The organism is Pseudoalteromonas sp. SG45-2, from assembly GCF_014164115.1.
GTDB classification, from domain to species: domain Bacteria; phylum Pseudomonadota; class Gammaproteobacteria; order Enterobacterales; family Alteromonadaceae; genus Pseudoalteromonas; species Pseudoalteromonas distincta.
Map to the genome: position 1 here is coordinate 1 of NZ_JACJEO010000032.1, position 18,447 is coordinate 18,447.

Consider the following 18,447-nt stretch of genomic DNA (forward strand, 5'->3'; position numbering starts at 1 on the left):
CAAGCGCTTGCTTGGGTCTATGTACGTGTAAACCCTTAAACCCTTAAACCCTTAAACCTTTAGTTTTAAACAGTTTGTACGTACAAATTCTGATGGTAACTCGGTAATAACCGCTGCTCTTTGTTTATGGCAAAAGTAAGTATAAACCTCATGCTCAAAATCATCATTTATAGCGCGTCCAATTTGGTACAGTGCTGAAGTAAAGTTACTGTCTACTCTAAAATGATCTTTAACTACGTAATCTTTACTTAAGTACCAGTAAAGCTCAATCCCCTCGTTTTTAGCATATTGATTAAGTACATCTTTAAGAGTTGTGCCATTTTCAAAGCGCCTAGGTTCAACCTCTCCAGTCCAATTTGTAGGCATTGGATCTACTGTTCGCGCACGTTCAGCCAATACTCTATCCAAGGTTTGTTCTGGTGTTTTAAGTTTTAAAACAAATTGATCTCGTTCTTTATTACTTTTTACTTGGTTACGAATGGAGGAGTAAAAGCGTGATAATCCTTCGGCGGCTGCATTTTTAGATTTTTTAATATCAAATACAGAACCATCACCCACTAAAAAGTATACGGCGAGTGCTATTAGCACGGCTGCAAATGATATATGTCTAATCCAAAACCACATGATTATTACCCACCTTATTTGTTCCTATTATTGTTATACCATTACTTTTTGTAAAAAGAAGGCGTATTTTTATCCGGTCGAGTTTTAAAGCGACGGTGTAGCCACATGTATTGCTCTGGAGCGGCATTAACAGATTGTTCCATGCGTTGATTTACACGTGTTACATCAGCCTTATCATCACCACTTGGGAAGTTTTCAAGCTCAGGTACTACCTCTAAATGATACTTACCATTTTCGTCGCGACGCGAGATTAAGCTCATAGTTTCGCAGTTTTTACTGCCAGCAAACATAAGAGTACCTGTTGTCGTTGCAGTGTCAGGGACGGCGTAAAATGGCACAAATTCACAGCGGTTACGGCCGTAATCTTGGTCAGGTAAGTAATAGCATACTTTTTTGTTTTTTAATGATTTTAGTAAGCCTTTTACATCTTTTCGGCCAATTAGGTATTCGTTAGAACGAAGGCGGCCATTCGTTGTAAAGTATTCCATTAGAGCGTTGTTATGAGGGCGGTAAAAGCCTAAACCTTGGCATTTTAATCCCATTACACGACTCGCCATTTCAAGATGCAGAATATGAGGTACAAGTAATAAAACACCTTTACCAGATGCTTGAACGCGCTCAAAGTGCTCCAAACCTTTGATTGAGCCATATACACTTTTTACTCGCCACTGCGGCCACCACCAAGCCATGCCGGTTTCAACCATTGCAATGCCGGTGTTTTCCATATTTTTGAGTACAAGTTCTTTTTGATCTGCTTCGCTCATATCAGGAAAACACAGCTTAATATTTACTTCTGCAATATGGCGACGGCGCTTCATAAATTTATGGACTAAGCGGCCAAGTTGCTTACCCATTGCCAGCTGTAGCTTTTGTGGTAGCCAAGAAATTAAGTATAAAAATAAAACGCCAACCCACGTTAGCCAGTATCGAGGGCCTAAAAAAGATGCTTTAAAAGGAGATGAGGTGACCACAAAAATCTCTCTGAGAATAAAAACGATAGTTTAACGCTAAGCGCTATAAAATACAAAAAGCCAGCTACATGCTGGCTTTGAATAAATCTATATTATGTTTAGCTGTAAAAGTTAAGCTGATTTTAAACCTTGGTTTATAGCAACTAAATCTTCACTTGTTAGTGTACCCGCAGCTTGTTTTAAGCGAAGGGTAGATAACACATAACGGTAACGCACATCAGCAAGGTTACGTTTTGCATCGTATAAATTTTGCGTACTCACTAGTACGTCAACAATGGTACGAGTACCTACTTCAAAACCGGCTTCAGTTGCTTTAAGGGCACTTTGAGCTGAAACAACCGCTTGCTCTAGCGCTTTGTAAGTCGCAATATCTGAAACAACTTGATTATAAGATGTAATTACTGTGCGAGTGACTGCGCGGTAATTTGTTTCATAATCTTGGCTCGCTGATACGTAAAACGCACGCGCTTGGTTTGTTGCAGCAACCGTTGCGCCACCTGAGTATAAAGGTACGCTAAAGTTAAGCCCAACAGAACTTGAGTCTGAACGCGGTTGGTCATCAAAATTAGCGCCATTTATTTGAGTGTCTGTAAGAGAATCACCATAACTTGCACTTAGAGTTAGTTTTGGATAATGACCTGCTTTTGCTAATTCAATTTGATCTTTTGCAATATCAACCGTCACTTTAGAGACTTGTAAGTTGATATTTTTATCTTCAGCTACTTTAACAAAGTCGCTTGAGCGCTTCGTTGGCTTAGTTGTTGAGAAAGTATCTGTATTTAAAAAGTCTAATTTTTCGTGATATTTACCAGTTATCTCACGAAGTTGCTCGCGTGCAGTTTCTACAGCATTACTGGCAATAATTTCTTGGGCTACTGAGTTATCAAACTGAGCTTGTGCTTCGTGTACGTCTGTTATAGCTGTTAAACCTACTGCATAACGTTGTTTTGTTTGCTCAAGTTGACGTGCAATGGCACGTTTTTCAGCTTCGACAAATTCAAGGTTATCACTGGCACTTAATACGTTAAAATAACCTTCAGCAACGCGTACAATTAAATTTTGTTTAGCTGCATCATATAGGCCGCTTGCTTGTAGAGCTTGCTTATCGGCAATATCTAAAGTGTTCCAAGCACCTAAATCAAATAATGTTTGGCTTAAACTTACACCGCGAGAGAATTGGTCTGTATCACTTTCAACTTTTACTTGGTTAGATAAGTCGCCAACGCTTTGGTACGACGTTGCATCGCTTTTCGTATAACCCATAGTTAAACCAATTTGAGGTAATAGTGCACTCATCGCCAAATCGCTTTGGTAAGACTGCGCATCGGCTTGGGCTTTTGCTTTTAAAACAGTAGGATCGTTAGCTGTCGCTATTTCAAAAACTTGTAGTAAATCTTCAGCTTTCACTGCTGTTGCACCTAATGCGCATGATAAACTAACTAGCGCCGCAAGAATGTTCTTTTTCATGTGGGGTTCGGTCCTTAGACAATTTTTGTACTAAAAGCATGTTAACCTGTTTTACTGCATAACAAAAAAAATAATTAGTAAAACAGTATGTTCAAGTGTAACAGAATATATTAACGCATTTTAAAGCTTTAGATAAGTAGGAGGTAGGCACGTGGTTGATAAAAAGCTCGTTCAATTTACACATAAAGATGTAAATTTAAAGCCAATAAAAAACCTTTATAAAGGTTTTTTTCAGGTTGATTTATACCAGTTTGAACATGCTCTTTTTGCGGGTGGAAAATCAGAGCTAATTAGCCGAGAAATATTAGAACGTGGCGATGCAATTGCAGTACTCCCTTATGACCCAATATCAGATACTGTTCTTTTAATTGAGCAAATACGTATTGGCGCTATTAAAAGTAAGCACTCGCCGTGGCTACTAGAATGTATAGCCGGAATGACTGACGGCAGTACGGATTACGAATCAGTTGTAAAAAAAGAAGCGTATGAAGAAGCAGGGCTTGAATTAACTGAACTTGAATTTATGCTTTCATACCTATCAAGCCCTGGTGGTACAACTGAGCGCTTACATTTATATTTAGCGCGTGCTGATTTAAGCCAAGTGAAATCAGGTGTATATGGTCTTGAAACTGAAGGCGAGGATATAAAAACTCATATTTTATCGGTTGATGATGCGCTAATGCGCCTCAATAACGGTGAAATGGATAATGCGGCAACGGTTATTTGTATGCAGTGGCTTGCGCTAAATCGCGAAAAAATGGCAAGCAAATGGGCATAAACTCTTACTAATATTATGGCGGAACTTTGACAGCACAATTAGCAACAAATCGATATATTCAAAGCCTCCCAAAGTATTTAACACTTTGTGAGCATAACTATGTGCGACTATTAAAGTTGTTACCGAGCGAGCGCAATATAGGAAGCATTCGTGAAGTAAAACTTGGCAACAGTGAATTTGCTACAAAAATTGATGGCAGCGCAAAATACACTATGGATATTTCAATTAAGCAGCTAACAGGAATGGTTAAAGGGATAGCGCCGCTGTATTTAACGGCTCGCTTGTATCATGATGCGAAAGTAGCTGAAATTATTCATCACGATTACCATCAACGCATAAAACCATCGTACGGATACCCCAACCCTAAAATGCATCAAAAAGATGAAAAGTATCAACTTAATGCTTTTTTATACGACTGGTTAGTGGCCTGTGTAGAGCACGGGCAAGCAACATTAAATTGGGATGTAAATAATGGCTTGGTTTGATGATACATATACATTTGATAAATCATCTTTGTGCATTGCGCATATTACCGACAGCCATTTATTTGCAGATAAAAATGGTGAATATTTTAATGCAAATACTGCAGCTCATTTTGAACAAGCTTTGGCACACATCGCTGAGCAGCCAGTAGATTGCGTAATTTTTGGTGGTGATTTAACACAAGACCATAGTTTCGAATCGTACTTATTATTTAGTGAACTTATAAATGCCAGTGACATCACTTGCCCTGTATTTTGGGTACCAGGTAATCATGATGAACTAGTAATGCTTAATCGCATAAGTGGCGGAAAAATAAATTCGGCTAAACATATTATTGCTAACGGGGTTGAGCTGCTTCTTATTAATTCTAAAGGGCCCACGCCCGCAGGATGGGTTACTGGCGAGCATTTAGATGAAATAACTGATACTTTAGTCAACTCGAATAATAGTAAAGTTATCTTTTGTCATCATAATCCGCTGCCAATAAATGGCTATCTTGATAAGCACTTATTAGAAAATGGTCCACAGCTTTTAAATATTTTAGTTAATAGTAATAATGTATCTGCGCTTTTTCATGGTCATGTACACAACGATTATGAACAAAACTTTAGAGGCTTGCCTATATATGCAAGTCCTGCCAGTTCAGTCCAGTTTGTAAAATACACTCCAAAGTGGGAGCAAAAAAATGCAGGGCCTGCTTACAGAATGCTAAATATAAAGAGTAAAAAAGATAAAGTCGAAGTAAAAACGGAAGTGGTATGGCTAAGCGCGTAATTTATATTCATGGCTTTAATAGTTCACAAAAATCATATAAAGCTGTGCGCTTTGGTGAGCTTATGGCAAACTATGACGTTGATTATTGTGTACCGAACTTAAACCACGAGCCCCTACAAGCTATAATTGAGCTTGAACAATTACTAACGCCAGATACCGTTTTATTAGGTAGCTCGTTAGGTGGTTTTTTTGCCACGTATTTATCGCAGCGTTATCAAATTCCTGCAGTGGTCATTAATCCCGCGGTCGCACCCTATAATTTATTACAGTCGTTACTTGGGCCTAATTATAATCCGTATCAAGATTATCATTACGATTTAAATAACAGTCATATTGAGGCGCTGAAATTACTCGCTGTAGATAAATTAGCACATCCTGAGTTACTTTATTTATTGCAGCAAACAGGAGATGAAGTGTTGAACTTTCAACACGCAGTAAAATATTATTCGCAATGCAAGCAATTGATAGAGTTTGGTGGCGATCATAGCTACGTTGAATTTGAACGCACCTTTGCAAGTATTGTAGATTTTCTTAAAATCACGTAAAACTAGTTAGCCTGAACTGAGGTTAGTTACTATATTAACGCTTTAGCGCATATAACAATAAAACTAGTAAACGTATTAGAGCCTTAGCGGATATAAAGACAAAAACTATGAGTGATCAAAATTATAACGCCGAAGCCATTGAAGTACTTAATGGATTAGATCCGGTAAAACGACGCCCAGGGATGTACACCGATACCGTACGCCCAAACCATTTAGGCCAAGAGGTTATCGATAACAGTGTCGATGAAGCTATGGCGGGCCACGCTACTCGTATCGACGTAATTCTCCACGAAGATAACTCGCTCGAAGTGAGCGATGACGGACGTGGTATGCCTATTGATATTCACCCTGAGGAAGGTATCCCTGGGGTTGAACTAATCTTCACTAAGTTACACGCCGGTGGTAAGTTTTCTAATAAAAACTACCAATTTTCGGGTGGTTTACACGGTGTAGGTATTTCTGTAGTAAATGCCTTATCTACACGTGTAGAAGTAACCGTAAGGCGCGACGCTCAACAATACAGAATGGCATTTGAAAATGGCGATAAAGTAGAAGATTTGAGCGTAATTGGTACTGTTGGTAAGCGCAATACAGGTACCACCGTTCGTTTTTGGGCTGATGTTAGCTACTTTGATTCACCAAACTACTCAATTACCAAGCTTAATCATTTATTAAAAGCCAAAGCGGTTTTATGCCCAGGACTGCGTATTAAGTTTGTTAATAAGCAAACAAAAGAAACCAAAGAATGGTTTTACGAAACTGGCTTAAAAGATTACCTAATTGAAGCCGTTAAAGGGTTTGAAACATTACCGCAAGACCCATTTGTAGGTGAATTTAAAAGCTCAATTGAAGGCGCTGATTGGGCTGTTGTATGGCTACCTGAAGGTGGCGAATCAATAGCGGAAAGCTACGTAAACTTAATTCCTACTGCGCAAGGTGGTACACATGTAAATGGTCTGCGCCAAGGCTTGCTTGAAGCAATGCGAGAGTTTTGTGAGTTTAGAAATTTACTACCTCGTGGCGTAAAGCTAACACCGGATGATATTTGGGAGCGTTGTAGTTACGTATTGTCGGTTAAAATGCAAGATCCACAATTTGCAGGGCAAACCAAAGAAAAACTTTCATCACGTTCATGTGCCGCATTTGTATCGGGTGTTGTAAAAGATTCGTTTAGTTTATGGCTAAATGAACATACCGATACCGCAGAATTATTAGCTGAGTTATGTATTTCAAACGCGCAAAGCCGTTTGCGTGCAGCTAAAAAAGTTGTACGTAAACGAGTTACTGCAGGGCCTGCATTACCAGGTAAATTGACCGATTGTAGTGCTGCCGATAATGACCGAACCGAGCTGTTTTTAGTGGAAGGTGATTCTGCTGGTGGTTCTGCTAAACAAGCGCGAGATCGTGAATTTCAGGCAATTATGCCGCTACGTGGTAAAATTTTAAATACTTGGGAAGTAGAGTCGGGGCAAATACTAGCATCACAAGAAGTACATGATATTTCAGTGGCACTGGGTATTGACCCAGAATCAACGGATATGTCGGGACTGCGCTACAATAAAATTTGTATATTGGCCGATGCTGACTCGGATGGATTACACATCGCGACGTTATTATGTGCACTGTTTGTTCGTCATTTTCCAGAGTTAGTAAAAACAGGGCATGTGTATGTAGCAATGCCGCCATTATTTAGAATAGATATTGGTAAAGAAGTTTATTACGCACTTGATGAAGAAGAAAAAACCGCTATTTTGGCACGTATAGAAGCCGAGAAAAAACGCGGTAAAGTAAACGTACAACGATTCAAAGGTCTGGGTGAAATGAATCCGTTACAGCTTCGTGAAACCACTATGGATCCTAATACACGACGCTTAGTGCAGCTTACGCTTGATGAAGAAGTAGAAACCATGGAAATGATGGATATGCTACTTGCTAAAAAACGATCGCCTGATCGTCGTCAATGGTTAGAAGATCATGGTAACAAGGCGCTCGTTTAATTGCTTGTGCCTAACACTAGGAGAGACGAATGAAAAAATTACTAGGAAGTTTGCTGTTACTTGGGCTGACTAGCGCTCCTGCAATGGCTAAAAATATACTTGATAAGCTCACCGTAGCACCTGGGTTTGAAATTAGTTTATTTGCAAATGATGTAGAAAATGCACGTCAAATAGCCGTTTCAAAAAAAGGTATTGTGTATGTTGGCTCTCGTAAAGCAGGCAACGTATATGCGCTTATTGATCACAATAGCGACGGCGTAGCAGATAAAAAAATTGTTGTGGCTAAAGGCTTAAACATGCCCTCTGGCATAGCAATTAAAGATGGCGATTTATATGTAGGCGAAGTGCATCGTATTATTCGCTTTAAAAATATTGATACCCAATTAAAAGATCCAAAGTTTGATGTGGTCTATAACAAACTACCGAGTGAGCGTCATCATGGTTGGAAATTTTTACGTTTTGCACCAACGGGAGAATTAATCATTCCGGTGGGTGTACCGTGTAATATTTGTGCTGAGGATGAGCGTTTTGGTCGTATTTTTGCCCTTAATGTAGAAACAAAACAAATAAAAACAATAGCTAAAGGCGTTAGAAACACAGTGGGTTTTGATTTTCATCCTGCTACTCAAGCCTTATGGTTTAGCGATAATGGTCGCGACATGATGGGCGATGATATTCCGCCTGATGAGTTAAACCGTGCAACGCAAGAAGGTGAGCATTTTGGCTTTCCGTATGTTCATGCCGGTGCAATTATTGACCCTGAGTTTGGTGAAGGTAAAAACATTGCCGATTACACATCGCCAGCACTTGCACTTCCAGCGCATGTAGCGCCACTAGGTATTCATTTTTATAACGGTAAGCAATTTCCAGCAAGTTATAAGCAACAATTATTTGTTGCTGAACATGGCTCATGGAACCGTTCTAAAAAGTCAGGCTATAAAGTAGGCCTTGCAACAATCGAAGTAGGTCGCGTAACTAAATATACGCCATTTATTACTGGCTTTATGAAAGACGAAACAACATTTGGACGCCCTGTTGCATTTGCAGAATTAGGTGACGGCAGTCTGTTAGTAAGCGATGATTACGCCAATGTAATCTACCGTGTAAGCTATAAGAAAAACTAGGTAAGCTTTAATGAGTGATACAGATACCTTGCTAATGCAAGGAATTGAGCAACAAACAATGGGGCGTTTTACCGAAGACGCCTATTTAAATTATTCCATGTACGTAATCATGGATCGTGCCCTACCGCATGTAGGTGATGGTTTAAAACCAGTACAGCGTCGTATTATTTATGCGATGAGCGAACTGGGCTTGTCAGCTAACGCTAAGTACAAAAAATCAGCCCGTACAGTGGGTGACGTACTTGGTAAGTACCATCCACACGGCGACAGTGCCTGTTACGAAGCTATGGTATTAATGGCGCAGCCGTTTTCTTATCGCTATCCTTTGGTAGATGGACAAGGAAACTGGGGTGCGGCAGATGACCCTAAATCGTTTGCAGCAATGCGTTATACCGAAGCGCGTTTATCTAAGTTTTCTGAAGTTCTGCTTAAAGAGCTTGGCCAAGGCACTGTTGATTGGACGCCAAACTTTGATGGCACCATGGATGAACCTGTAGTATTGCCTTCTCGTTTACCGCATATTTTACTCAATGGTATAACGGGTATCGCCGTAGGTATGGCAACAGATATTCCGCCACATAACGTACGTGAAGTGGCTAGCGCATGTTGTTTATTACTTGATAAACCAAAAACAGAGCTTGAAGAATTACTTGAGCTTGTACATGCACCAGATTACCCAACAGATGCTGAAATAATTACCCCAAAAGCCGATATTCATAAAATATATAAAACCGGTCGTGGGTCTATCAAAATGCGTGCGGTTTACACCGAAGAGCATGGCGATATTGTTATTACAGCGCTGCCGCATCAATGTTCAGGTGGTAAAGTACTTGAGCAAATTGCAGCGCAAATGAACGCTAAAAAATTACCTATGATTGCTGATTTACGTGACGAGTCAGATCACGAAAATCCAACGCGTATTGTAATTATTCCGCGCTCAAACCGCATTAAAGCTGAGCCATTAATGGCGCACTTATTTGCAACCACCGATCTTGAAAAAAATTACCGCGTAAACTTAAACATGTTAGGCCTAGATGGTCGCCCGCAAGTTAAAGACTTGCGCTGTATTTTAAGTGAGTGGCTAACATTTAGACGCGAAACAGTGCGTCGTCGTTTGCAGTATCGTTTAGATAAAGTATTAGCACGTTTGCATATTTTAGAAGGTTTATTAGCAGCCTTTTTAAATATCGATGAAGTGATTGAAATCATCCGCAGCGAAGATAAACCAAAGCCTGTATTAATGGAGCGCTTTGATTTAACTGATACGCAAGCAGAAGCTATTTTAGAATTAAAACTTCGTCATTTAGCAAAACTTGAAGAGTTTAAAATTCGCGGTGAGCAAGATGAACTAGCCAAAGAGCGTGATAAATTAGCGCAAATTTTGGGCTCAGAACGTCGTATGTCGACACTGCTTAAAAAAGAAATTCAAGAAGCCGCTGAAATGTACGGTGACGATCGTCGCTCGCCAGTGATTGAGCGCTCAGAAGCGAAAGCACTTAACGAAAAAGATTTAATTCCGTCAGAGTCAGTTACTGTTGTGCTATCAGACAAAGGCTGGGCACGCGTTGGTAAAGGTCATGACTTAGATGTACAAGGCTTAAATTATCGCTCAGGTGACGGCTTTAGAGCCTCTGCTCGTGGTAAGAGTAATCAACCTGCGGTATTTTTAGATTCAGCAGGGCGGGCGTTTGCAACTGATGCGCACAGTCTACCTTCGGCGCGTAGCCAAGGGGAGCCAATGACAGGTCGTTTTAACTTAACACCAGGTGCTAATTTTGAGCACGTGGTAATGAGTGAAGACGAGCAAGTATTGCTTATGGCGTCAGATGCAGGTTACGGCTTTATTACCGACTTTAAAGACTTAGTGAGTAAAAATAAAAACGGTAAAGCGCTGGTAAGTGTCCCTAAAGGTGGAATATTACTTTCTCCTATTAGAGTGAACGATGTTGCTAGCGATTACTGTATGGCTATTTCTAACGAAGGTCGAATGCTTTTATTCCCGCTGCGAGACTTACCAAAGTTAGGCAAAGGTAAAGGTAATAAAATCATCTCTATACCAGGTGCTAAAGTACAAGCCCGTGAAGAGTTTGTAAAAGTGCTTGCTGTTGTACCACAAGGAAGCAGTGTTACGCTTCATGCTGGTAAGCGTAAACTAACGCTTAAACCAAGTGATTTAGAGCATTATCATGGTGAGCGAGGGCGTAGGGGTAATAAACTACCGCGCGGCTTACAGCGTGTTGACGAAGCCGTTGTTGAGCTAACCCCACAAGATGATGAACCAATAGAAGCCATTAACGAAGAGTAACCAATTACTTTTTTGTATAAATAAAAACGGTCTGCATTTGCAGGCCGTTTTTGTTTTAAAATAAAGAGCTTGCATATTTCAGCGTACACTTGTGCGCTATTGACTCGTCTGTGTCACAAAATAACGCTATAATAATCATAATTGATCTTTGGAGAAACTCATTTGCTAGCTGTTATACGCGTTTTTATTATGCTGATGTTTATATTATTCAGTTGTATTTTTGGTTTATTACTTTCGATTGTAAGACCATTTCATCCCAATAATGTACATATTATAGCGGGCTGGTTTGGCTCAATGGCTAAAATGATTGGCGTTAAATTAGTTTTAACACGTCATAAAGATGCAATTGATGCAGGCCCTGCAGTTTATGTTGCTAATCATCAAAATAGCTACGACTTATTTACAGTGCCTGCAATGGTGCCTAAAAACTGCGTAAGTTTGGGGAAAAAGAGCTTAAAGTGGATCCCATTTTTCGGTCAGCTTTATTGGTTGTCGGGTAATATATTAATAGACAGATCGAATCGCTCCAAAGCAGCGGGAACTATCTCCAAAGCAGCCGAAAAAATTAAAAATAATGGCTTATCTGTATGGATGTTTCCAGAAGGCACACGAAGCTATGGAAGAGGGTTGCTACCGTTCAAAACAGGTGCTTTTCACACCGCAATGAGCGCAGATGTACCCATAATTCCGGTATGTATGAATACAACACATAAAACCATTAAGCTAAATCGTTGGGATAATGGTACAATTTACATCGAAATGTTAGCGCCTATACCGCTTGATAAAGAAATTAGCGCGCGTGAGCATGCTAAAAGCGTGCATAGCATTATGGCTGCTAAAATAACTGAATTAGATGCTCAAGTGAGAGAAAAATAATGGAAAACTGGCGTGAAATAAGTGAAGACATCGTAAGTTCACTACTAGAAGATGGATCAGATCCTGAAATACTTTATGAAGTAGAACACCATTTTGTGTGTGAAGACTTCCCTAAACTAGAGCAAGCTGCATTGGCTGCTTTTAAATTAGGCTACGATGTTGAAGAGCCAGCAGAGCTTGAGCTTGAAGATGGCAGTAAAATTTGGAGCTTTGACATTGTAGTTGAAGCTGAGCTAGACGTAGACGTTATTATGGAAGACGTTGATAAGCTAGCGCAACTAGCCGTTGAGTGCGATGTTGAATACGACGGTTGGGGCACTTACTTTCAAGAGTAATTAATTACCCAGCATTAGAAAAATAGTAAAGGCGAGCATTTAACAATGCTCGCCTTTTTTTAGTTTTACTCCCTGTTTAAGCTTTAAATACACTCATTAGCCTCTATATAAATCAAAAATGTACATTACCAATTTAAATCTGGTTATTACCAATTTGAAATTAGTCTTTAATTTATCTCTATTTTTATTTTTTATTCATACTAAATTAATATTGTCCATAATTATTGGTAAGCAGTGTTATTTATTTTTTAGTACTTATGTCTGAAATTAAAATTTATTTTTAAAAATTAATTCGTTACTTAATAAAATATAATGTGTTGATTAAATTGAAAATTAAATTTGTTTTTAAGTGGTAATAAAGATGTAAGTAATACTTATTTGCTGTAGTACACTGTGTTGACATATTGGTAACAATAAATATAACCTTTACCCCGCCTTCGGGCATGCTTTTTGGTAATGTTAATTGGTAAGTTTTATTTGCCATTTAAATTACCATTACTATTCATACACAATTAAAAACCTGTATAGCGGTAAGATCTAAGTGTTAGTGAATTTCACTAACCTAATTAGTTAGGTTGTTTTTATGTTCAGGTTTAAAGGAATAAAGATAATGATTAACCACAAGAAATTGTTTATTTGCACTGCAATTACTGCAACCTCAGCGTTATCTCACGCTGCAACTATTAATAACCCTGGCTTTGAAAGCGGTTTTAGTAGTTGGAACGAAACTGAGCCAGCGGCTATTTCATCTGATGCATATAGCGGATCTAAATCGTTAAAAATTCAGGGTAGTCCTGCACGTGTTTATCAATTAGTAAATATTCAGCCAAACACTGAATATACGTTAAGTGCTTATGTACTTGGTAAAGGGCAGATTGGGGTTAACGACTTAAACGGTTTATTTAAAAACAAAACCTTTGATGTATCGTCTTGGACTAAGGTAACTAAAACGTTTACTTCAGCGAATACCAATTCACTGCAAGTATTTGCTAAGCATTACAATAGCTCAAGTGATGTACGCTTTGATAATTTTACATTAGTTGAGGGCAGTAATAATGGCGGTGGCACTGATGATGGTGCAGGATCTGGAGACGGTACAACGATTCCAAGCAGCGTTACAAGTGGTAGTGTTTTTGATTTAGAAGGGGATAGCCCTAACCCGTTAGTAAACGATAGTACGTTAGTGTTTGTACCTTTGGAGGCACAGCATATTACGCCTAACGGGAATGGCTGGCGTCATGAGTACAAGGTAAAAGAAAGCTTGCGTGTTGCCATGACACAGTCTTACGAAGTATTTGAAGCAACTGTAAAAGTTGAAATGTCTGATGGCGGTAAAACAATTATTTCACAGCACCACGCCAGCGATACTGGGACTATTTCTAAAGTGTATGTTTCAGATACTGATGAATCAGGTTTTAACGACAGCGTAGCGGGTAATGGCATTTTTGATGTCTATGTTCGTTTGCGTAATACCAGTGGCAATGAAGAAAAATTTGCGCTAGGTACTATTACAAGCGGTGAGTCATTTAACTTGCGAGTGGTAAATAATTACGGCGATGTAGATGTAAGTGCACTAGGTAATTCGTTTGGTATTCCTGTAGAAGATGATTCTGAATCTTACTTTAAGTTTGGTAACTACTTACAGTCTCAAGATCCAAATACTCTAGATAAATGCGGTGAAGCAGGTAACTCTAATTCATTCAAAAATTGCTTTGAAGATTTAGGCATTACCCAATCAAAAGTAACAATGACTAATGTTACTTATACCCGTCAAACAAACTAAGTAGCCACTTAATTATGGCCACTCAATTGAGTGGCCATATTAAATATGCGTTTTAATTTACAGCCATTTTTTATTTTTAAAATACACACCAATACCGCCAGTGAGCACAATTAAAAATATGACAAAAGCACTAAACGCATAAGGGCTCTCTGTACCAGGAATACCTCCTACGTTTACACCTAAAAGCCCCGTTAAAAAGCCCAGTGGTAAAAAAAGTGCTGCCACTACAGACATAACATACATTCGCTGGTTTAACTGCTCAGAAACTTGGTTAGTGATTGTTTGCTGAATAATTTGCGCACGCTCAATCGAACTATCTAGCTCTTCAAGATAACGAATTAATAAGTTAGTGGTTTCATTAAGTTTTGCTTTATCGTCATCTAATAACCATAGGTAGTGGTTATTTACCATTGAGCTAAGGGCTTCTTTTTGCGGTTTTAAATAACGTTTTAAGGCAATAGTTTGGCGTCGCAATTGTGATAAGCCTTGGTTGTCAAACTTTTTACTTGGTTCATCTATTTCTTCTTCAAACTCGTCGAGTGTTTCATCTAGTGAGTCAATAACGCTTTGCATACGTGAGGTTAATTTTTGTGTAATAGAGCACACTAATTCAGAAATATTGCATGGGCCTTTATTTTCATTTAAACAGGCGAGCGTATCTTGCACCGATAATAAACGGCGCTTACGGGTAGTAATAAGAATGTCTTCGCTAATAAATAAACGAATTGATACCATGTCTTCAGGGCTTTGTGCTGGATTTAAATTTACACCACGTAAAAATAACATGTGCCCGTTAGTTGTAGCCGTAATACGTGGGCGTGTTTCGTCAGCAATTAAAGACTCTAGTTCGTAATCGTTTAAATGAGGCTGTGCCTTGAGCCATTCAACTGCCTCACTTTGGCTATAATCCATGTGCACCCAAAGTTTACCTTGGCTTGGTTGCCAGCTATTTAGCTCATTAGTGCTTCCAATAGGACGAGCGCCGCCTTGTCCATCAAGTACAAGTGCATGTAGTAAACCATTAATCATAATTAGTTCTCATAATAGTGTATTTTTAATACTGTTAACTATAGTGTATCTACTTAGTTGCTTACAGGCTTACCTTTACTTTTAATAAGTTAAGCTTAAATAGCAAAATATATGCAGAGCCTCTGTGTTGAGCAAAGTGGCATTAAAGTACGGCTTAGCAAGGCGTGCATTGTGTGACCAGTTGCTTAAAAAGATCAATTTAATTTACTAATCGACTAGATAAATTTATTTCGTTGGTGTTTTTTGGTCTGTAGCGTATAAGTCACTTTTTTATTAAGGGCACATTTATGACAGCAAAGATCACAGTTGGTTGGCGTGAGTGGTTAAGTTTACCTGAGCTTGGTATTAACGAGATAAAAGCAAAAATTGATACTGGCGCTCGCACTTCATGTATTCATGCAATTAACATTGAAGAATACGAAGTTGACTCAGAAAAATGGGTTAAATTTACGGCCCAACCACTGCAAGATGATGAGCAAACGCAAGTCACTTGCAATGCAAAAGTTAAAAAAATGAAGTACGTAACCAGCTCAAGTGGGCAAAAAGAGCTACGCTACTTTATAGAAACTACATTACATGCAGGCGAGCATAGCTGGCCTATCGAGCTTACTTTAACAAGCCGTGCAACAATGAAGTTTAGAATGTTATTAGGGCGTACAGCCATGGAAAATCGTATAGTCGTTGACCCGGCTTTATCTCAACTATTAGGTCGTAAGGTTTAACTATGAAAATCGGTATTTTATCTCGTAACAGAAAGCTATATTCAACACGTCGCTTAATTGAGGCAGCAGAAGCACGCGGCCACGAAGTTAAAGTGATTGATGCATTGCGTTGTTATATGAATATCAACTCTGAGCAACCAGAAATTCACTATCGCGGTGAAAACTTAAAAGAATTTGACGCAATTGTCCCGCGTATTGGTGCATCGGTTACATTTTATGGCTGTTCGGTACTTCGTCAGTTTGAAATGATGGGTGTTTATCCTGTAAACGAATCAGTCGCTATTTCTCGTTCGCGCGATAAATTACGTTCACTTCAGTTACTTTCGCGCAAAGGCGTTGGTATGCCAGTAACAGGTTTTGCCAGCAAACCCGATGACGTAAAAGACTTACTAGAAATGGTAGGCGGTGCACCTGTTGTAATTAAATTACTTGAAGGCACACAAGGCATTGGTGTTGTACTTGCTGAAACACGCAAAGCAGCTGAAAGTGTTATTGAAGCGTTTATGGGCTTAAAAGCCAATATTATGGTTCAAGAATATATTAAAGAAGCGGGTGGTGCAGACATACGTTGTTTTGTACTAGGCGACAAAGTAATCGCAGCAATGAAGCGCCAAGCACAAGAAGGTGAGTTCCGCTCTAACCTTCACCGTGGTGGTAGCGCTACATTAGTTCGCATTACTCCAGAGGAACGTAAAACGGCAGTAGCAGCGGCTAAATCAATGGGCTTAAATGTAGCGGGAGTTGATTTACTTCGCTCATCTCGTGGGCCACTTGTGATGGAAGTTAACTCATCACCGGGTTTAGAGGGCATTGAAATAGCAACAGGTAAAGATATTGCAGGTATGGTAATTGATTTCATCGAAAAAAATGCCTCAAGTAAAGGAACAGCAACACGTGGCAAAGGTTAAAATTAACCGTCCTTTTTCCTTATTAGGAGAAAATGTAGGCGTAGGCGAGCGTAAAACGCTTGCCTTAGAAGCAGCTAAGCTTTACACCCATTCACCACTTAATATTCCTATTGAAGTGGTTAATGGTGTAATGGAAGGCCCTGTGCTTATGGTGTGTGCGGCTATTCATGGTGATGAGCTAAATGGTGTAGAAGTTGTGCGTCAGTTACTTGCTAAAATAGATCCAAGCCAATTGCGCGGAACAATAATCGCTGTGCCTATTGTGAATGTGTTTGGCTTTATTCACAAATCGCGTTATTTACCAGATAGACGCGATATGAATCGCAGCTTCCCAGGTTCTGAACGTGGTTCATTAGCTGGGCGTATGGCTTATATGTTTTTTAATCAAGTGGCAGTACATTGTACTCACATTATTGATTTGCATACTGGCGCTATTCATCGTACTAATTTGCCGCAAATTCGCGCTAATTTAGAAGATGAAGCAACCGCTGAAATGGCTAAAGCATTTGGTACGCCGGCGGTTATAAATGCATCCCTTCGTAATGGTTCATTACGCAGTGAAGCCGCAAATTTAGGTATACCTGTTATTACTTATGAAGCAGGCGAAGCGCTACGCTTTGACCCTATCGCTATTGCGGCAGGTGTGCAGGGCGTTGATTATGTTATGCGCCATTTAAAAATGATCCGTGGCAAGCGCCCTAAAAAGTTACCAGATCCTATTATTGCAGGTTCGACTAGTTGGATACGTGCAGAGGTTGATGGCATTGTGCGTGCACAAGTATCACTAGGGGAGCATGTAACTAAAGGGCAAGTGCTTGCATATATAAGTAGCCCTCTAGGGGATTCTGAGCTTGAGCTTTTAGCGCCTAAAGGCGGTATTGTTATTGGTCAGCAAACGATGCCATTGGTAAATGAAGGTGATGCGGTATTCCACCTTGCTTACTTTGCAAACGACAATAGTTTAGTAGAGCAGCAACTAGAGAACTTTATTGATGAGATAAATGATTTAGATGACGAGCTTAAAACAGCTGAACTAAATAACTAATAGCTAAACTAAATTCTGTTTAGCTAAGCATTAAAAAGCCGCAGTAGGTAATTACTTACTGCGGCTTTTTTGTGGACATTGCTTTATCAACGATGCTTTTTAAACTATGTTTTTTTAGGACCAATAATACGCTTTATAACAGGGGTTTTAGTTGGCTTTGGTTCTTTATTTAAAACCATGACAGGACGGGTCACAAATAAATTGTTAGGGTAAATTACACGGTGCCCATCAATATGTTCAAGTACTACATTCATTAAGCCCATTTCAACAATGCGCCCTTCAACATGATTCGCACCATCAATAATTCGTACCCAATAACCAACACGGCAATCGTTTTGAATAAACATCAGTAAAAATGCGGTGAGGTTACTCAATAATGACCAAGCGGCAAAAAGTGCTACCCCTAACATGGCAAATAAAGAAGAGCCTAAAACCAATAAGCCACGCAGCTCTATACCCCAAAATACTAAAACCAAACACAGTACTACAAAGGCGAGTATAATTTTTAGTAAAAGCTCTGCACGGTATTTTCGGTGCAAATCTACTTTGCCTTTAATCGCTTTTTCGAGTAGTTTTTTGGTTATTTTTAATAGAAGAGGGAAAACCAAAATAGCGATTATAGTTACAACTAACTTATATTGTGATGCAAACAATTCTAAAACTTCTATTATTTCCACATTA

Annotated in this window: 18 protein-coding genes; 13 read left to right on the forward strand and 5 right to left on the reverse strand. The window is 39.3% G+C overall.

The genetic code is table 11. The annotated features are described in order from the left end of the window. Window positions 1–51: 51 nt before the first annotated feature. The 3 genes from H5116_RS18450 to tolC all read right to left on the reverse strand — a co-directional run bounded on the left by H5116_RS18450 (window position 52) and on the right by tolC (window position 3,062). Complete coding sequence (locus H5116_RS18450; protein WP_165723828.1) at window positions 52–624, reverse strand: toxin co-regulated pilus biosynthesis Q family protein; 573 nt, start codon at window positions 622–624, stop codon at window positions 52–54. A gap of 41 nt (window positions 625–665) precedes the next feature. Continuing rightward, on the reverse strand, window positions 666–1,595 hold the full coding sequence (gene lpxL, locus H5116_RS18455; RefSeq protein ID WP_149603220.1) for an LpxL/LpxP family Kdo(2)-lipid IV(A) lauroyl/palmitoleoyl acyltransferase: 930 nt from the start codon (window positions 1,593–1,595) through the stop codon (window positions 666–668). Window positions 1,596–1,706: 111 nt separating this feature from the next. Next, complete coding sequence (gene tolC, locus H5116_RS18460; protein WP_002961956.1) at window positions 1,707–3,062, reverse strand: outer membrane channel protein TolC; 1,356 nt, start codon at window positions 3,060–3,062, stop codon at window positions 1,707–1,709. 151 nt (window positions 3,063–3,213) lie between these two features. On the opposite strand from tolC, the gene H5116_RS18465 reads away from it, so the two are divergent. The 10 genes from H5116_RS18465 (at window position 3,214) to H5116_RS18510 (ending at window position 14,062) form a co-directional block, all read left to right on the forward strand. After that, a complete protein-coding gene (locus tag H5116_RS18465; protein WP_002961957.1) occupies window positions 3,214–3,840 on the forward strand; it encodes an NUDIX domain-containing protein in 627 nt (208 codons plus the stop codon). Between the two features lie 26 nt (window positions 3,841–3,866). After that, window positions 3,867–4,325 carry a DUF1249 domain-containing protein gene (locus tag H5116_RS18470; protein WP_002961958.1) on the forward strand — a complete coding sequence of 153 codons (459 nt, stop codon included), beginning with the start codon at window positions 3,867–3,869 and terminating at the stop codon, window positions 4,323–4,325. Further along, window positions 4,312–5,097, forward strand: a complete 786-nt coding sequence (locus tag H5116_RS18475) for a metallophosphoesterase (protein WP_182716803.1) — start codon at window positions 4,312–4,314, stop codon at window positions 5,095–5,097. The genes H5116_RS18470 and H5116_RS18475 overlap by 14 nt, the downstream gene beginning before the upstream one ends. Beyond that, on the forward strand, window positions 5,082–5,642 hold the full coding sequence (locus H5116_RS18480) for a YqiA/YcfP family alpha/beta fold hydrolase (RefSeq protein WP_002961960.1): 561 nt from the start codon (window positions 5,082–5,084) through the stop codon (window positions 5,640–5,642). The genes H5116_RS18475 and H5116_RS18480 overlap by 16 nt, the downstream gene beginning before the upstream one ends. Before the next feature lie 107 nt (window positions 5,643–5,749). Next, a complete protein-coding gene (gene parE / locus H5116_RS18485; protein WP_002961961.1) occupies window positions 5,750–7,639 on the forward strand; it encodes a DNA topoisomerase IV subunit B in 1,890 nt (629 codons plus the stop codon). Between the two features lie 29 nt (window positions 7,640–7,668). Then, complete coding sequence (locus H5116_RS18490) at window positions 7,669–8,763, forward strand: sorbosone dehydrogenase family protein (protein ID WP_024605067.1); 1,095 nt, start codon at window positions 7,669–7,671, stop codon at window positions 8,761–8,763. Between the two features lie 10 nt (window positions 8,764–8,773). Further along, window positions 8,774–11,068, forward strand: a complete 2,295-nt coding sequence (gene parC, locus H5116_RS18495) for a DNA topoisomerase IV subunit A (RefSeq protein ID WP_024605066.1) — start codon at window positions 8,774–8,776, stop codon at window positions 11,066–11,068. Window positions 11,069–11,230: 162 nt separating this feature from the next. Continuing rightward, window positions 11,231–11,944 carry a 1-acylglycerol-3-phosphate O-acyltransferase gene (locus H5116_RS18500; RefSeq protein WP_149603218.1) on the forward strand — a complete coding sequence of 238 codons (714 nt, stop codon included), beginning with the start codon at window positions 11,231–11,233 and terminating at the stop codon, window positions 11,942–11,944. Then, window positions 11,944–12,279: a ribonuclease E inhibitor RraB gene (gene rraB, locus H5116_RS18505; RefSeq protein WP_002961968.1), complete on the forward strand. Its 336-nt coding sequence runs from the start codon at window positions 11,944–11,946 to the stop codon at window positions 12,277–12,279. Before H5116_RS18500 ends, rraB begins: the two co-directional genes overlap by 1 nt. A gap of 610 nt (window positions 12,280–12,889) precedes the next feature. After that, window positions 12,890–14,062, forward strand: a complete 1,173-nt coding sequence (locus H5116_RS18510; protein WP_182716804.1) for a polysaccharide lyase family 7 protein — start codon at window positions 12,890–12,892, stop codon at window positions 14,060–14,062. Window positions 14,063–14,119: 57 nt separating this feature from the next. Here the strand turns inward: H5116_RS18510 and H5116_RS18515 are convergent, their stop codons facing one another. Further along, the gene (locus H5116_RS18515) at window positions 14,120–15,091 is read right to left on the reverse strand and encodes a zinc transporter ZntB (RefSeq protein WP_024605062.1); all 972 of its coding nucleotides are present in this window, start codon (window positions 15,089–15,091) and stop codon (window positions 14,120–14,122) included. A 287-nt stretch (window positions 15,092–15,378) separates the two neighbouring features. Here H5116_RS18515 and H5116_RS18520 point away from each other — a divergent pair, with 287 nt between their 5' ends. From H5116_RS18520 to H5116_RS18530, 3 genes are read left to right on the forward strand one after another with little or no spacing between them, the layout of a single operon-like run. Then, a complete protein-coding gene (locus H5116_RS18520) occupies window positions 15,379–15,813 on the forward strand; it encodes an ATP-dependent zinc protease (RefSeq protein WP_002961974.1) in 435 nt (144 codons plus the stop codon). 2 nt (window positions 15,814–15,815) lie between these two features. Then, entirely contained in the window at window positions 15,816–16,721 is a 906-nt protein-coding gene (gene rimK, locus H5116_RS18525) for a 30S ribosomal protein S6--L-glutamate ligase (protein ID WP_002961977.1), read from the forward strand. Continuing rightward, window positions 16,708–17,766 carry a succinylglutamate desuccinylase/aspartoacylase family protein gene (locus tag H5116_RS18530; RefSeq protein ID WP_002961978.1) on the forward strand — a complete coding sequence of 353 codons (1,059 nt, stop codon included), beginning with the start codon at window positions 16,708–16,710 and terminating at the stop codon, window positions 17,764–17,766. Before rimK ends, H5116_RS18530 begins: the two co-directional genes overlap by 14 nt. Window positions 17,767–17,870: 104 nt before the next feature. Here H5116_RS18530 and H5116_RS18535 read toward each other — a convergent pair whose 3' ends face one another. Then, window positions 17,871–18,443 carry a mechanosensitive ion channel domain-containing protein gene (locus tag H5116_RS18535; protein ID WP_138489650.1) on the reverse strand — a complete coding sequence of 191 codons (573 nt, stop codon included), beginning with the start codon at window positions 18,441–18,443 and terminating at the stop codon, window positions 17,871–17,873. Window positions 18,444–18,447: the final 4 nt, after the last annotated feature.

Bases quoted from the DNA above. Each gene is read 5' to 3' on its own strand.
- H5116_RS18480 (WP_002961960.1), top strand. From the start codon at position 5,082: ATGGCTAAGCGCGTAATTTATATTCATGGCTTTAATAGTTCACAAAAA.
- parC (WP_024605066.1), top strand. From the start codon at position 8,774: ATGAGTGATACAGATACCTTGCTAATGCAAGGAATTGAGCAACAAACA.
- H5116_RS18515 (WP_024605062.1), bottom strand. From the start codon at position 15,091: ATGATTAATGGTTTACTACATGCACTTGTACTTGATGGACAAGGCGGC.
- rraB (WP_002961968.1), top strand. From the start codon at position 11,944: ATGGAAAACTGGCGTGAAATAAGTGAAGACATCGTAAGTTCACTACTA.
- rimK (WP_002961977.1), top strand. From the start codon at position 15,816: ATGAAAATCGGTATTTTATCTCGTAACAGAAAGCTATATTCAACACGT.
- H5116_RS18490 (WP_024605067.1), top strand. From the start codon at position 7,669: ATGAAAAAATTACTAGGAAGTTTGCTGTTACTTGGGCTGACTAGCGCT.
- H5116_RS18450 (WP_165723828.1), bottom strand. From the start codon at position 624: ATGTGGTTTTGGATTAGACATATATCATTTGCAGCCGTGCTAATAGCA.
- H5116_RS18475 (WP_182716803.1), top strand. From the start codon at position 4,312: ATGGCTTGGTTTGATGATACATATACATTTGATAAATCATCTTTGTGC.
- H5116_RS18520 (WP_002961974.1), top strand. From the start codon at position 15,379: ATGACAGCAAAGATCACAGTTGGTTGGCGTGAGTGGTTAAGTTTACCT.
- H5116_RS18510 (WP_182716804.1), top strand. From the start codon at position 12,890: ATGATTAACCACAAGAAATTGTTTATTTGCACTGCAATTACTGCAACC.
- tolC (WP_002961956.1), bottom strand. From the start codon at position 3,062: ATGAAAAAGAACATTCTTGCGGCGCTAGTTAGTTTATCATGCGCATTA.
- parE (WP_002961961.1), top strand. From the start codon at position 5,750: ATGAGTGATCAAAATTATAACGCCGAAGCCATTGAAGTACTTAATGGA.